Source organism: Microbacterium sp. NPDC056569, from assembly GCF_042793475.1.
Taxonomy (GTDB): domain Bacteria; phylum Actinomycetota; class Actinomycetes; order Actinomycetales; family Microbacteriaceae; genus Microbacterium.
Window position 1 is genome coordinate 1 of sequence record NZ_JBHTUV010000018.1, and the last position, 14,461, is coordinate 14,461.

Consider the following 14,461-nt stretch of genomic DNA (forward strand, 5'->3'; position numbering starts at 1 on the left):
ACCCACGGCTCGGGAAGCCATGCGCCGTCGAGCTGGCCGTCCTGGAACAGCGTCAGCGTCTGCGCGTTCTCGGTCGGGGTGATCTGCACGTCGCCCCCGCCGGAGGTGTCGGTCTCGAAGCCCTGGTCGGCGAGCCAGACGCGGGCCGACACGTCCTGCGTGTTGCCGAGCTGCGGCGTCGCGATGGTGGTGCCTTCGAGGTCTGCCGGGTCGTCGATGCCGTCCCGTACGACGAGCGCTGCGCCGCCGGTCGCGGCACCGGCGATGATGCGGGCGGACTCGCCGCCGGACTGGATGAAGGTGTTGATCGACGGGTTCGGGCCGATATAGGTCGCGTCGATCGCGCCGGCGGAGAGCGCCTCGATGGCGGCGGGGCCGGCGTTGAAGACCTGCGTCGTGACCTCGACGTCGCCCAGGGCCTCGTCGAACAGGCCCTCCTCGAGGCCGACGAGCGCCGGCGCGTGGGTGACGTTCGCGAAGTAGCCCAGGCGCAGCTCGCTGACCGAGGCGGCGTCGCCGCCGTCGCCCGGCTCCGCTGCGGCGGAGGCGCAGCCGGCCATCATCGCGGCCACGAGTCCCAGGGTTGTGAGTGCTGTCGCAGTGCGGATCTTGTTCACGGTGTCGCCTCCTTAGGTCGGGTGTTGCTCAGTGGTGGTGGGTGTGTGCGCCGGGTCAGGCGCGCACGATGCCGGCGGCGAGCGTTGCGCCGTCGGACGGATGGATCACGAGGAACGAGCCCCCGTGGCGGCTGGCGGCGTACGGCTCGAGCGGCAGGTCCGCCGCCAGGCGCAGCCGCACGCGGCCGATGTCGTTGGTCTCGAGCGTCTGCGCCGCCCCGTGGGTCAGCGCATCGAGGTCGTAGCGCGACTCGATCTGCGCGACGATGGCCTGCACGGTCGCGGTGCCGTGCTTGACGAGGACACGGATGCCGGGGGTCAGCGCCCGCGCATCGAGCTGGAAGAGCTCCGCATCGAACTCGCGACGCCCTGCGGGCAGCGTCCCCGCGGCGACCACGAGCGCTCCGCGGGCGGTGTCGATGTCGCGGTCGAACTCGAGCGAGACGGACTGCGGAGCCGTCGCCTCCTCGACCTCGGCACCCGCCACACGGATGCCGGTGACCGCGGTCTCGGAGCCGCCCGGGAAGATCTCGACCCGGTCGCCCACGCGCACGACGCCGCTCGAGATACGGCCGGCGACGGCGCGGTAGTCGCGCAGGCGCTCGGCCTCGGCAGCGTCGATGCCCGGGGCGAGGCCGCCCTGCGGGCGCAGCACGAGCTGCACCGGAAGGCGCAGCGGCTCGAGCTCGCGTTCGGCGTCATCCGCGGCGGGAAGGGTCTCGAGCAGTTCGAGCAGCGCCGGACCCTCGTACCAGGGGGTGCGCTCCGAGCGGTCGACGATGTTGTCGCCCTCGAGCGCCGACACCGGGATGACGTGCAGGTCCTCGATGCCGAGCTCCGCCGCCACGGCCTCGGCCTGGGCGGCGACCTCGGTGAACGTCTCCTGCGAGAAGCCGACCAGGTCGATCTTGTTGACCGCGACGATGACGTGGGGCACGCGGAGCAGGGCGACCACCGCGAGGTGCCGCTTCGTCTGCTCGAGGACGCCCTTGCGGCCGTCGACCAGAACGATCACGGCGTCGGCGGTCGTCGCGCCGGTGACCATGTTGCGGGTGTACTGCACGTGCCCGGGGCAGTCGGCGAGGATGAACGACCGCGCGCCCGTCGAGAAGTACCGGTAGGCGACGTCGATCGTGATGCCCTGCTCGCGCTCGGCGCGCAGGCCGTCGGTGAGCAGGGCGAAGTCGAACGCGCCGTGCGCGAAGCCGCGGTCGGCCGAGGTGCGGGCGACCTGCTCGAGCTGGTCGGCGAGGATCGCCTTCGAGTCGTGGAGCAGGCGTCCGACGAGCGTCGACTTGCCGTCGTCGACCGAGCCCGCCGTCGCGAACCGGAACAGCGTGGGCTGGGCGGTGAGAGTCGCGGTCATCAGAAGTACCCGTCCTTCTTGCGGTCCTCCATGGCCGCCTCGCTGAGGCGGTCGTCGGCGCGGGTCGCACCGCGCTCGGTGAGGGTGGAGACGGCGACCTCGGCGACGATCGCGGCGAGGTCCGCAGCATCCGATTCCACCGCTCCGGTGCAGCTCATGTCGCCGACCGTGCGATAGCGCACGGTGCGGCGCTCGACGGTCTCGTTCTCGCGGGGCGGCGAGAACTCGCCCACGGGCCGCCACATGCCGTCGCGGGCGTACACGTCGCGCTCGTGCGCGAAGTACAGCGGCGGGAGGGCGATGCCCTCGCGCCGGATGTACCGCCAGACGTCGAGCTCGGTCCAGTTCGAGATCGGGAAGGCGCGCACGTGCTGGCCCGGCGTGTGGCGGCCGTTGTACAGGCTCCACAGCTCCGGGCGCTGGTTGCGCGGGTCCCACTGGCCGAACTCGTCGCGCAGCGAGATGATGCGCTCCTTGGCGCGGGCCTTGTCTTCGTCGCGACGGGCTCCGCCGAAGACGGCGTCGTGGCGGCCGGCGGCGATGGCGTCGAGGAGCGGCAGCGTCTGCAGCGGATTGCGCGTGCCGTCGGCGCGCTCCTGCAGGCGGCCGTCGTCGATGTAGTCCTGCACGCGGGCGACTTCGAGGCGGATGCCGAGGCGCTCGACGGTCTCGTCGCGGAAGGCGATGACCTCGGGGAAGTTGTGGCCGGTGTCGACATGCAGCACCGGGAAGGGCACCTTGCCGGGCGCGAACGCCTTGGTGGCGAGGTGGAGCACGACGACGGAGTCCTTGCCGCCGGAGAACAGCAGCACGGGCCGTTCGAACTCGGCGACGACCTCGCGGATGACGTGGATGGCCTCGGCCTCGAGCAGGTCCAGGGTCGAGAGCGCTGTAGGGGCTGCGGTGTTCGAGAGGGTCATTCGTGGAGCCCGCATTCGGTCTTCGAGGACCCGGCCCAGCGGCCGGATCGGGGGTCTTCGCCGGGCGCGACCGGCTTCGTGCACGGCTCGCAGCCGATCGAGGGGTAGCCGAACCCGACGAGCAGGTTCACCGGCGCCTTGTGCGCGGCGGCGTAGGAGAGGACGTCGTCGAAGCTCCAGGCGGCGACCGGGTTCACCTTGACGAGGCCGTTGCGCTCGTCCCATGTCACGAGGGGCGTGTTCGTGCGGGTGGGCGCCTCATCGCGGCGCACGCCCGTGAACCACACCTCGTAGCCGCCGAGGGCGTCCTGCAGGGGCGCGACCTTGCGGCGCGCGCAGCACAGGCCCGGGTCGCGCTCGAAGAGCTTCGCGCCGAACTCGGCGTTCTGCTCGGCGACGGTCTGGTCCGGCGTGATGTCGACGATCCGCACGTCGAGCGCGCGCTGAACCTCGTCGCGCGTCGCGTAGGTCTCCGTGAAGTGGTAGCCGGTGTCGAGGAACAGAACGTCGACGCCGGGCAGCTGCTCGGCCACGAGGTGGGGCAGCGCGGCGTCGGCCATCGAGCAGGCGACGGCGGCAGCATCCGTCCCGAAATTCCGTGCGACCCACGCGACGACGTCGGCAGCGGATGCCTCGTGATCGGTCAGGCTGCCGAGCTCGAGGTTCCCCTGCTCGGCGAGAGCCTTCAGCTCTTCGTGGGTGCGCTTGGTGGTCACGCGGGGTGCGAGTGAGACGGTCACTGGAGCCCCACCCCCTTCCCGCGAGAGAACACCTGGTGGACGAGAGGTAGGGAACCACCCGTCATCTCGGCGAGCAGCTGTACTCTCGCGGAGCATGGAGCGGTGGTGAGAGCGAGGCCGCGGGTCACTGGAGCGCCTCCTCTTCGGCGCGGTGGGCCCACTGGGCGAACGTCTCGTCGGCAGCGGCGTCGCGCTCGGCGAGGAAGCGCTTGACGACCCGCTCGGTGTAGTCGGCGATGCCGTCGGCGGCGACCTTCAGCCCGCGCACGGTGCGGCCGAGGCCGGCGTCGTCGCGGTCGGCGTTCACGAGCCCGCCGCCCAGGTGCACCTGGTAGCCGGGGACCTGCTCGCCGTCGATCGTGACGAGCTGGCCCTTGAGGCCGATGTCGGCGGTCTGGATGCGCGCGCACGAGTTGGGGCAGCCGTTGACGTGAAGGGAGATCGGATGCGGCAGCTCGAACTGCTCGAGACGCTTCTCGAGGTCGAGCACCGCTGCCGTCGCGTACGCCTTGGTCTCGACGATCGCGAGCTTGCAGAACTCGATGCCGGTGCACGCGATCGTGCCGCGGCGGATGAGGCTCGGGCGGGCCGAGAGTCCGAGCTCGTCGAGGCCGGCGATGAACGGCTCGACGTTCTCCTCGGGGATGTCGAGGAAGACGAGCTTCTGGTGAGGAGTCGTGCGCAGGCGCGTCGAGCCGTGGGCCTCGAGCAGGTCGGCGAGCTTCGCGAGCGTCGGGCCAGAGACGCGGCCGACGATGGGAGTCGCCCCGATGTAGAAGCGGCCGTCCTTCTGCTTGTGCACACCGACGTGGTCGCCCTGCGTGAGCGGCTTCGGCGCGGCCGGGCCGTCGGGCAGCGCGTAGCCGAGGTACTCGTCCTGCAGCACCTGGCGGAACTTCTCGGCTCCCCACTCGGCCAGCAGGAACTTGAGGCGCGCCTTGTTGCGCAGGCGCCGGTAGCCGTAGTCGCGGAAGATCTGCGCAACGCCGTGCCAGGCGTCCGCCACCCGCTCGGGGGAGACGAAGACGCCGAGGCGCTCCGCGAGGCGCGGGGTCGTCGACAGGCCGCCGCCGACCCACAGGTCGTAGCCGAGGCCCAGCGACGGGTGCTCGACGGCGACGAACGCGACGTCGTTGATCTCGTGCACGACGTCCTGGCTCGGGTGACCGGTGATCGCGGACTTGAACTTGCGGGGCAGGTTGGCGAGCGACTCGTCGCCGATGAAGCGCGACGTGATCTCGTCGATCTGCGGCGTCGGGTCGATGAGCTCGTCGGCCGAGATGCCGGCGACCGGGGAGCCCAGGATGACGCGGGGAACGTCGCCGCAGGCCTCGGTGGTGCCGAGGCCGACTGCCTCGAGGCGGCGCCAGATCTCGGGCACATCCTCGACGCGCACCCAGTGCAGCTGCACGTTCTGGCGGTCGGTGAGGTCGGCGGTGTCGCGGGCGAAGTCGGTGGAGATGCCGGCGATCACGCGCAGCTGCTCGGTGGTGAGCTGTCCGCCGTCGATGCGCACGCGCATCATGAAGTACTCGTCCTCGAGCTCTTCGGGCGTCAGGGTCGCGGTCCGGCCGCCGTCGATGCCGGGCTTGCGCTGCGTGTAGAGCCCCCACACGCGGAAGCGTCCGTGAAGGTCGGTCGGGTCGATCGACGCGAAGCCGCCCTGCGAGTAGATGTTCTCGATGCGGTCGCGCACGCTCAGGCCGTTGTCGACCTGCTTCCACTCCTCGTTGCCGTTGAGCGGGGTGGTGCCGTCGATCTTCCACTGGCCGTTCGGCTTCGACGACGGGCGCGGCGGGCGCACGGCCGCGCGCGGGCGCTCCGCGCCGGCGGGCGCTTCGGTGTCGCTGATGGTCACGGTGGCCTCCGGGGTGAAACCCGGGGCGTCCCCCGGGCGGGACCCTATCGAGTCCATTGCCTGAGGCTAGAAGCGGGCGTCCGTGAGACCTATCCGAGCGTCAAGAGGCGTTAACCGACGTAACGGGGCGTCACAGAGTTGCGGGTGGCGAGGTTTGTGGACCGGTCCTGTAGATCGACGGATGCCGCGGCCGACGCGCTGTGGATAAGTCTGGCTGCCCGCGCCTGCCCGCTGATACGTTGGCGCCGAACGCCCGATGGGGCGCCCTACGGCAGGAAGGCTCTTTGTTGCCCCTGAAACGGCTCGCCGCGCTCGTCAGTCTCTCCCTCGTCTTCGTCGGGCTCGTGCCGGTGGCCGCGCAGGCCGTGGAACCGGCGCCGGTCGCGAACGGCTCGATCTCGGGCACCGTGACGGTGCTCTCGCAACGCGAGTCGTCGCCTGCGCAGGGGTACGTGCAGCTCTTTCGCTGGCCCGCTGACGGCCAGCCGTACTACATCGCGAACTCCGCGTTCACGAACGGTGCGTACGCGTTCGACGGCCTGCGCCCAGGCGATTACGCACTCATCTTCTCGTCGGACATCGCCGGGGGTGCGCGATGGTGGAGCGGTACCGGCCCCGCAGACACGCCGGCCCGTGTCACCGTGACCGCGGACGCCGCCGTGGTCGTGGACGCGCAGCTGGTCGCCCCGGTCCAGGTGCTCGCGTCCATCGAATACCGCGCCCGCGCCGCGGACACTCCGCGACGCTTCGACGAGCAGATCGTCGACGCCTACCGCTTGGACGAGCAGACGGGTCGCTTCGAATTCTCGTCGGCCATCCACGTCAAGAGCGTCGTCGACCCGCAGCCGCACGGTGGGCTCGAACCGGGGACGTACCGGTTCGCCGCGCACAGCAGCTCCGTGCAGGTCGACGGCAAGTGGTACGACATGGCTCGCCGGTTCTTCGACGACACCGCGTTCCTGGGTGAAGCCCGCACCGTTGCGATCCAGCCCGGCGACGTCGTCGACCTCGGATCCCTCGTGTTGGAGCCGTGGGGGTTCAGGGAGACCCGGCTGGCGGGGCCCGACCGGTTCTCGACCTCGGTCGAGGTCTCACGGGCTGTCATCCCCGACGGTCATCGGGCGCCGGTGGTCTACCTCGCCAATGGGTACCGATTCCCCGACGCGCTCGCGGCCGGTCCTGCCGCTGCTCGTCAGGGCGGCGTGGTGCTGCTGACCGATCCCGAGGTGCTTCCCGACGTCGTCGCGGCGGAACTGCGACGACTCGATCCGCAGCGGGTCGTCGTCCTCGGACGGGCCGACGCGGTCTCCGAGGCGGTCGTCGATCGCATCGGTGACGCCCTGCCCTCGGCAACCGCCGTCGAGCGCATCGCCGGCGTCGACCGGTTCGAGACCGCGGAACTCCTCGTCAGGGACGCGTTCCCCGGCGCCGAACAGGCCTTCGTGGTCTCGGGGCTCAAGTTTCCCGACGCGCTCGCCGCGGGCGCGGCGGCGGCGTCGGTCGACGCGCCGGTTCTGCTGGTCCAAGGAGACGGGGGTCTCGACGCGCGCACGAGCGGACTGATCGCCGACCTCGGCGTGAGCCGGGTCGTGGTCGCGGGCGATGCGGCGACGGTGAGCACGGCGATGGAGGCAGGTCTGGTGCAGCAGCTGGGGCGCGCCGACGTCGTGCGCCACGGTGGCGCCAACCGGTTCGAGACCGCGTTCGAGATCAATATGGCGTCCTTCTACGAACCTGACCACGTGCTGGTGGCGTCGGGCCTCGGCTTCCCCGACGGCCTCTCCGCGATCGCGTTGGCCGGCGCCTACGATGCGCCGCTGTACCTCTCCACCCCGACATGCGTGCCGTCGTCGGCGCGAGTGGGCACCTGGCGCACGACGGTCGGCGAGGTGACACTCATCGGCGGGCCGACGTCGGTCGCCGTCGTCAACACCAGCGCGCCCCTCTGCTGAGCCCGCCGGAACGAGAGCCGTCCCGACCGTCGCGGTCTCAGACGGGCGCTACGCCGCGACCGGCCAGGTAGCGGTCGATCACGAGTTCGACCAGGGCGGCCGGCGGCTCCCTGTCGTCGAGCAGGGGATCGGCCACCGCCGTTCCGCCGGCGAGTCTCACGGCGAGGTCGTGGAAGTAGCCGGGGGCAAGGAGGTAGTCGGCGACAACCACGCGGGGGGCGTGCACCCCGGCCTGAGCGACGGCGACGTCGACGCGGGGGTCGACCGCGGCGAGGAAGCCGACCGTGACGTCGCGCTCGAGCCGTGCGCTCAGCATCCGCGCGATCTCCCGGCAGTCCTCGTTCGCACGGTCGTCGGTCGAGCCGGCCACCGCGAGCACGAGCGCGTCCTTCGGTCCCAGACCGAGCGGTTCGAGGCGTGCGAGGAGCGCGTCGACGAGGCGCGGGTCAGGCCCGAGTGCCGGCGCGATGACGACGTCGTCACGTCCCGCGGACTGCTCGATGAGGTCGACGCGCACGTGGTACCCGGCTGAGAGCAGCAGCGGCACGATGACGACAGGCAGGCCCGCCGGGATCGCATCGAGGGATGCGGCGACATCCGGCTGCTGCACGTCCACATGGCCGAGTCGCACCGTCACACCGGGCAGCCGCTGCGCGACGGCGTCGACCAGCGCCGCGACCGCGGCCTGCCCCGCGGGCGACGACGTGCCATGCGAGATGGCGAGGAGCGCGGGGGCGGTGGTCACGGCCCCATTGTGCCCCGCCCGTGTGTCGCGCGTGTGACGGCCTGGGCGTGGAATCGCGAAAGGGTGTGTTCCCGCACTCTGCGGTGGAGGGAACACACCCTTTCGCGGATCCGGATGCTGCGGCTCAGGCCGCGCCGGACTCCCGGCCGCGGGCGAAGCCGGCGTCGAAGCCGCGCTCGTACGCCCGCTGTGTGCGACGCCCGCCACGACCGTGACCGCCGTGGTGGCCGTGACTGCCATGCGGGTGGCCGTGGCCCTCGTGGTGGCTGTGGCCGGCGTGCGGGTGCTGACCGTGGCATCCGCCGTCTCCGTGGCCGCGGAGGGGCTCGTCGAAGCGCTCGGCCGGGTGGCCGGGGCGTCCGGGAGCGAAGCCGCGGTGGCGGTTGCGACCGTAGCCGTCGTGGACGTCGGGGTCGAACGGGCGCGGACGCCCGCCGAAGCCCGGACCGAAGCCGCCGAACCCCGGACCGAAGCCCGGCCGGAACCCGGGGCCGAAGCCGGGACGCCCGACTCCGCCGCTGCGACCGGCTTGGTTCTCGTCCCAGCCGAGCTCGCGCGCGATCGCCTCGAGCGAGCCGGTCAGGGCGGTGTAGGCCGCGTCGTCTCCGACGGCGGAGACGACCCGGGCGCGGAGGCCGTCGACGATCGCGCCGATGCGCTCCTTCTCGGAGCGGCCGAGGCTTGTCAGGACCCACGTGCCGTCCCCCTGCTCCTCAGCCGAGCCGCGCTCTTCGAGGCCGCGCAGGCGCTTGCCCCTGCGGGCGAGGCGCTCACGGAGCTCCGGGGCGTCGATGTCGCCCGACAGCACGTTCAGCAGCATCCAGTCGCGTCGCGAGATGCCCTCGGCCTCGAGCGCCGTCGCGAACTGGCGGCTGAGGAGCCCGTCGATTGCGCGCAGCCAGTAGCCGAACGGGCGCTGATCGGTGGGGCTGGTGTCGTCGATCGCTTCGTTGTCGTTGATGTCGTTCATAGGAAGTCCTTTCGAAGGCGGCTCACGAGGGCCGCCGGGGAATACATGTCGAAGTGCATGTACATGCAGTGTGACATGCACTTCGAATCCATGTCAAGTCGCATGTAAATTGGAGGCATGCCGTCCACCCCTGACGACCAGTCCGACGCGATCGCCGCCGCACTCGCCCGCCTGCGCGGACGACGGATGCCTCGGCCGCCGTGGGGCGACGGCCCCGGTCCGCACTCCGCGGGGCCGCACGGCCACGGCCACGGCGCGCCCCACGCTTACGGGGAACACGGCCACGGCGCCGAGCACATCCACGACGACGGCTCCATCCACGGCTTCGCGGGTCGCGGAGGCCCGTGGGGTCGAGGCGGTCCAGGTCTCGGCGGCCCGGGCTTCGGCGCCCCACCGTGGGGCGGCGGCGGCCGCTTCGGCGGGCCGGCGCGCATGAGACTGCTCGAGGCGCTGGCCGCAGCATCCCACCCTCTCTCGGTCGGCGAGATCGCTGACGCCGTGGGCGTCGATCAGCCGCGGGCATCCCGGCTCGTGCAGCAGGCCGTCCAGCTCGAGCTGGTGCGGCGCGAGGCCGACCCCGACGACGCCCGCCGCACGCGTGTGGCCCTGACGGACACCGGAACCCGTCTGGTGCGCGGGTTCCGCGGAGAACGGCGAGAGGCCGTCGACGCGGCGCTCGCGGCCTTCACCGACGCCGAGCGCGCGGAGCTCGCGCGTCTGCTCACCAAGCTCGCGGACGCCTGGCCGGTCTGACCTGAGGACTTTGTCCACAGGGCCCACAGTGCGCAGGGTCGCGCTCTGTTACGGTCGCTCTCGATGACCCTTGGGGTCGACCGGGAAGGACCGCCGTGGCCAGACTTTCACGTCCCCTGGGCTTCGCTGCATCTGCTGTCGCCATCGCCATCGCGGCCGGCGCCAACGTCGCGCTGCCGGCGGAGGCGAGCGCTCCCCCGACGGGCATCGTCGGAACCGTGCTGCCCCCGGACGGGGGCGCGTGGCGCGCGGACGAGCGGGTGGTCGTACGGGCCTGGATCGGCGACCTGAATGTCGGCCCGATCGTCGACGTCGACCGCACCACGGGTGCATACTCGCTGCCGATCGACGCCGGCACTTACAGCGTCTCTTTCCACTACGTCCTGACCGCCCCCGCGCCCCGCTCCATCATCGGCGAGTGGGCGGGCGGGGCGTATTCGCAGGCGGAGTCGATCCCCATCACGGTGACGCCTGGTGAGCAGGTCGACGTCGACGCGCAGCTTGACGTGGGAGCCATCGTCTCAGGCGCCTTGACGGGGGCGACGGGGGCGATCGATGAGGGCCTGGGCCGCATGACGATCTACGGTCAGCGCGACACTCGACTCGGCGGCGCGTGGGGCACGGTCGTGGGCGGCCGATTCTCCAGCAGTCCACTGTGGCCGGGCGAGTATCTGCTGTCCTTTGAAGGCGGGGAGAAGTGGCAGGGAGGGCTCTTCGACGGCTCGACTCTGCCGCCGCCCAACGGCAGCGCCGGCACGAAGTGGATCAGCATCCGGCCCGCTGAGCAGCTCGAATTCGACGTCGTCCTCGATCCGAACGCCTCCGTCTCGGGACGGGTGATGATCGACGACGGCGCCGGGCAACGCATTCCCTATGCCGATGCGCCGGTCTCCGTTCTGCTGATGGAGAACGGCGGCTCGGTCGCGTCGAGGTCCGCGAAGACGGCAGCTGATGGCACGTATACCGTCTTCGGCGTCGGCGCGGGCGAGCACGTCGTCTCGGTGCCCGAGTCTTCGGTGAGCATGACGTTCGGAGCACAGTACCCGTCGGAAGGAGAACTTCTCCCGGTCGCCGACGGGGAGGCCGTCAGCGGGATCGACATCGTCGTGCAACGAGGTGGGACGATCGAGGGGTCCCTGCACTGGCGCACCGCTCCGGGGCAGGATCTCTTCACCTTCGGCGACGCAGACGTCAGGGCTTACCGGCTGGACGAGGAATCATCGCTCTACGAGCCGCTCCCCGACTTCATGACCGGCGGACCGTATGCCGACGGCGTGTTCGTATCGCCTCTCCTCGAGCCGGGGCGCTACGCGCTGCAGTTCGCGAGCAAGTGGGAGTACATCGGCAGTGAGTGGTACGACAACGCGCGATACTTCGCCGGACGAACCGATATCGAGGTGGGTCCGGGTGAGAAGACCGATCTCGGTCAGATCGAGCTCGAGCCGCGCGCTTTCGACGTCGGCAGACTCTCCGGCCCCGACCGCTTCGCAACCGCCGTCGAGATCAGCCGATCGACAGCCCCACCCGGCACGGATGTGCCTGTGGTCTACATCACCAACGCCTATAAGTTCCCCGACGCTCTCGCGGCCGGGCCGGGCGCAGTGCTGGGCGGCGGGGTGATCCTCCCCACCGCCGCGGATGGACTGCCTGGCATCATCGCCGAGGAGCTGCGCCGTCTCGCGCCGCAGCGCGTGGTGATCACCGGCGACCTGGCTTCCATCTCGGCGCACGTCGAACGGCAGATCGAGCAGACCGTCGTGGCCGGCACGGCCGTGGATCGGATCGGCGGGACATCGCGGTATGAGACGGCGGAGCTGCTCGTGCGCGACGCCTTCGCCGATGCGGCCCTCGCGGTCATCGCGACGGGAGAGAAATTCCCTGACGCGCTGGCGGCCGGCCCGGCCGCGTCGGCCAACGGCGCGCCGGTCATCCTGGTGCCGGGCACGGGGGCGCTCGACGAGCGGTCGAGGTCGCTCATCGCTGATCTCCGGATCGCCGAGGTCGTGATTGCAGGAGGCGAAGAGACCGTCAGTTCGGAGATCGAGTCCGAGCTCGTCGCGATCCTCGGCCGGGATGCCGTCCTGCGCGCGGCCGGTGCGAACCGCTACGAGACGGCACGGATGGTGAACTCGGTGCTCTTGGGTGAGAGCGAGGAGGCGTTCCTCGCCACGGGTGCGGGGTTCGTCGATGCGCTCGCCGGTGGCGCCCTCGCGGGTGCGCTGGGCGCCCCCTTGTTCCTCTCGCCCGCCGAGTGCCTCAGCGCGGACGCAGCCTGGGGGCTGCTGGAGAAGAACGTCGCCGGCGTGACGCTCCTGGGTGGCGAGCCATCCCTGAGCCGGCAGGTGGAGGAGCTGGTGTCGTGCTGACCGATCTCACCGAGCCCACCGATCCCTTGGCCGGAGTCTGACACCGACCACAGCGGGCGGCCGCCTCAGAAGCTCGTGACGAGGTCGCCGAGCACCGCCTCGAGCTTCGACGGGTCGGTCGCGTCGTAGTAGTGCGCGCCCGTGGCGCTCGAGATCGACTGCAGCGTCGCCACGTCGGCGTCGGCACCGTACGCCAGCGTGAAGATCAGCACCGGGGTGGCGTGGTGCATGTCCTTCAGGTTCGCGAGCATCTGGTCGGCGCTGATCGTCGGCGCGTTCGGCGCGTCGTTCTCGCCGTCCGAGAGCAGCACGATGGCGTTGATGTGGTCACTCGACCACGAGGCGGCCTGCTGCGCCGCGAAGGTGTCGACCGCCTGGTAGAGCGGGGTGTCGCCCATCGAGGCGATGCCGCCGAGCGCACCGAGGAAGGCGTCGCGCGACGAGCCGATGTCGGAGACCGAAGACACGAGTCCCGGCACCATCGCGCCGTCGGGGGCCTGCGCGAAGGCCGCGAGGCCGACGTCGTCGCCGCTCGTGAAGTGGCCGAGCGCCGCCTCGATCGCCTTGCGCGCCTGCGTGAGCTTCGTGTCGCTCGCCGAGATGGGCTCGTCCATCGAGCCCGATACGTCGAGGAGGAACAGCACGTTCGCGCGCTTGCGCACGTCGGGGAACGACGCCTGGACCGCGGTCACGATGTCGGCGCCGGGGAACGGGAGCGTGCCCCTCTGGTCGCCGTCGAGCTGACCGACTTGCTGCACGCCCTCGTCGAGGTCGCGGTTGAGGTCGCGGTAGCCGGCGGTGCGCACGGCGGCCTGCCCCTGCGCGGTGTGCGTGAAGCGGATGAAGTCCGCCGCCGCCTCCGACTCGACCGGGTCGATCCACGGGCCGGTGAGGCGCATGATGGGGTTGTCGGCGGAGTAGTAGCCGTCCGCCGGATAGATCGGCACGAGCTGCTCGGCCGGCGGGTCGGCCTGCGTGCGGGTGATGCCGTCGCGGCTCGTGATGCCGCGGTTGTAGTCCCACACCGACTTCTCGTCGACGATGACCGCCGAGAGGAAGTCGGCGGCGGAACCGGATGCCTCGGCCTGGCGTGCGTGCCAGAGGAAGTGCTCGGGCGTGGCCATGTAGTGGCTCGTCGCCGTCTCGTTCTCGTGCACCTCCGCCTGCACGGCGGGGTCCTGCACCTGCGCGGCGGTGAAGTCCGTCATCGAGCCGGCGGCGGTGCCGTAGGAGGCGAACATGGCCGCCTCCCCCGACGTCGCGACGAGCGGGCTCGTCTTGCCCAGCTTGAACGCGCCCCACTCGGGGTGGCCGAGACCGCTCCAGAGGTCGGGGTCGCCGGCGGACTCGAAGATCTCGGGCCACGTCGGGGCCTCGGCATCCCATCCGATCGCGGCGGCGAGGTTCTCGGGCATCGCGAGCACGATGTCGGAGACCGCGACGCTCGCGCCCTCCGCGCGCAGGTTGGTCGCGCCGTCGGCCTGCGCGACGTCGACCCAGGTCGACGAGTCGGGCAGCCACACGGTGGGCTTCTGGTCGTCGGCGAGGTTCGGGAAGCTCGTCGCGACGACGGCGGCAGCCACACCCGACTTCTCGCGGGTGGTGGTGACCGTCACGCACGAGCCTGCGACGTTGCGCGGCTGGCTGTTGTAGGCGGCGGCGAGGCCCTCGACCATCTCGGCGTTCTCGAACGAGGACAGCACCTGCACGCTCGCGCAGGGCTCTGCGCCCGCGGTGGCGGCGGGCTCGTCCTCGGGGAAGACGATCGGCTCGGCGACGGCCGGCGCTTCGGCAGCGGGCTCGGCAGCCGGCTGCTCGGCGTCGGCGAAGTTCGAGACGATCGCGTACGACACGGTGCCGATCGAGCCGACCAGCACGACGATGCCGATGATGGTGGTCGCGATCAGCGCCTGGCGGCGGCGCTTGCGCCGGCGTTCGCGGCGCTCGTCGATGGCCGACGGCCGTGCGGGCTTCGACGGCGAAGCGCCGGCGGAGAAGGTGGGAGAAGGGGTCGATGAAGATGCCGAGGGCATCGGTGCGGTCTTCGGGTGGGAAGTCTGGCCCCTACGGGGGCCAGGGACGTCTTCCTCGCCGCGCGTTCCATCGCGCATGGGGGCATCCTCAAAGCGGGTGCGGCCGTGAAGCCGGGCGGGGGGTCACCGGCCGGGTAGTCC

General features: G+C 71.2%; 11 protein-coding genes. 3 read left to right on the plus strand and 8 right to left on the minus strand.

The features are described from left to right. The 5 genes from ACFQ7C_RS17855 to ACFQ7C_RS17875 all read right to left on the minus strand — a co-directional run. Window positions 1–617, minus strand: a 617-nt coding sequence (locus ACFQ7C_RS17855) for an ABC transporter substrate-binding protein (protein ID WP_378904364.1), incomplete at its 3' end; no start/stop codon positions are given. Between the two features lie 55 nt (window positions 618–672). After that, window positions 673–1,983 carry a sulfate adenylyltransferase subunit 1 gene (locus ACFQ7C_RS17860; RefSeq protein WP_378904366.1) on the minus strand — a complete coding sequence of 437 codons (1,311 nt, stop codon included), beginning with the start codon at window positions 1,981–1,983 and terminating at the stop codon, window positions 673–675. Continuing rightward, entirely contained in the window at window positions 1,983–2,903 is a 921-nt protein-coding gene (gene cysD / locus ACFQ7C_RS17865) for a sulfate adenylyltransferase subunit CysD (RefSeq protein ID WP_378904368.1), read from the minus strand. Before cysD ends, ACFQ7C_RS17860 begins: the two co-directional genes overlap by 1 nt. Further along, a complete protein-coding gene (locus ACFQ7C_RS17870; protein ID WP_378904371.1) occupies window positions 2,900–3,643 on the minus strand; it encodes a phosphoadenylyl-sulfate reductase in 744 nt (247 codons plus the stop codon). The genes cysD and ACFQ7C_RS17870 overlap by 4 nt, the downstream gene beginning before the upstream one ends. Window positions 3,644–3,767: 124 nt before the next feature. Continuing rightward, window positions 3,768–5,495, minus strand: a complete 1,728-nt coding sequence (locus ACFQ7C_RS17875; protein ID WP_378904542.1) for a nitrite/sulfite reductase — start codon at window positions 5,493–5,495, stop codon at window positions 3,768–3,770. 293 nt (window positions 5,496–5,788) lie between these two features. On the opposite strand from ACFQ7C_RS17875, the gene ACFQ7C_RS17880 reads away from it, so the two are divergent. Further along, window positions 5,789–7,453, plus strand: coding sequence for a cell wall-binding repeat-containing protein (locus tag ACFQ7C_RS17880; protein WP_378904374.1), 1,665 nt, complete (start codon window positions 5,789–5,791; stop codon window positions 7,451–7,453). Window positions 7,454–7,490: 37 nt separating this feature from the next. Here the strand turns inward: ACFQ7C_RS17880 and ACFQ7C_RS17885 are convergent, their stop codons facing one another. Together ACFQ7C_RS17885 and ACFQ7C_RS17890 are read right to left on the minus strand one after the other, a co-directional pair. Next, complete coding sequence (locus ACFQ7C_RS17885; protein WP_378904377.1) at window positions 7,491–8,198, minus strand: sirohydrochlorin chelatase; 708 nt, start codon at window positions 8,196–8,198, stop codon at window positions 7,491–7,493. A 124-nt stretch (window positions 8,199–8,322) separates the two neighbouring features. Next, window positions 8,323–9,168, minus strand: coding sequence for a hypothetical protein (locus ACFQ7C_RS17890; protein ID WP_378904380.1), 846 nt, complete (start codon window positions 9,166–9,168; stop codon window positions 8,323–8,325). A gap of 117 nt (window positions 9,169–9,285) precedes the next feature. Here ACFQ7C_RS17890 and ACFQ7C_RS17895 point away from each other — a divergent pair, with 117 nt between their 5' ends. Beyond that, window positions 9,286–9,921 (plus strand): MarR family winged helix-turn-helix transcriptional regulator, encoded by a 636-nt coding sequence (locus tag ACFQ7C_RS17895; RefSeq protein ID WP_378904383.1) that lies wholly within the window; start codon window positions 9,286–9,288, stop codon window positions 9,919–9,921. A gap of 95 nt (window positions 9,922–10,016) precedes the next feature. Continuing rightward, complete coding sequence (locus tag ACFQ7C_RS17900) at window positions 10,017–12,287, plus strand: cell wall-binding repeat-containing protein (protein WP_378904386.1); 2,271 nt, start codon at window positions 10,017–10,019, stop codon at window positions 12,285–12,287. 65 nt (window positions 12,288–12,352) lie between these two features. Here ACFQ7C_RS17900 and ACFQ7C_RS17905 read toward each other — a convergent pair whose 3' ends face one another. Continuing rightward, entirely contained in the window at window positions 12,353–14,320 is a 1,968-nt protein-coding gene (locus ACFQ7C_RS17905; RefSeq protein WP_378904389.1) for a substrate-binding domain-containing protein, read from the minus strand. Window positions 14,321–14,461 lie beyond the last annotated feature (141 nt).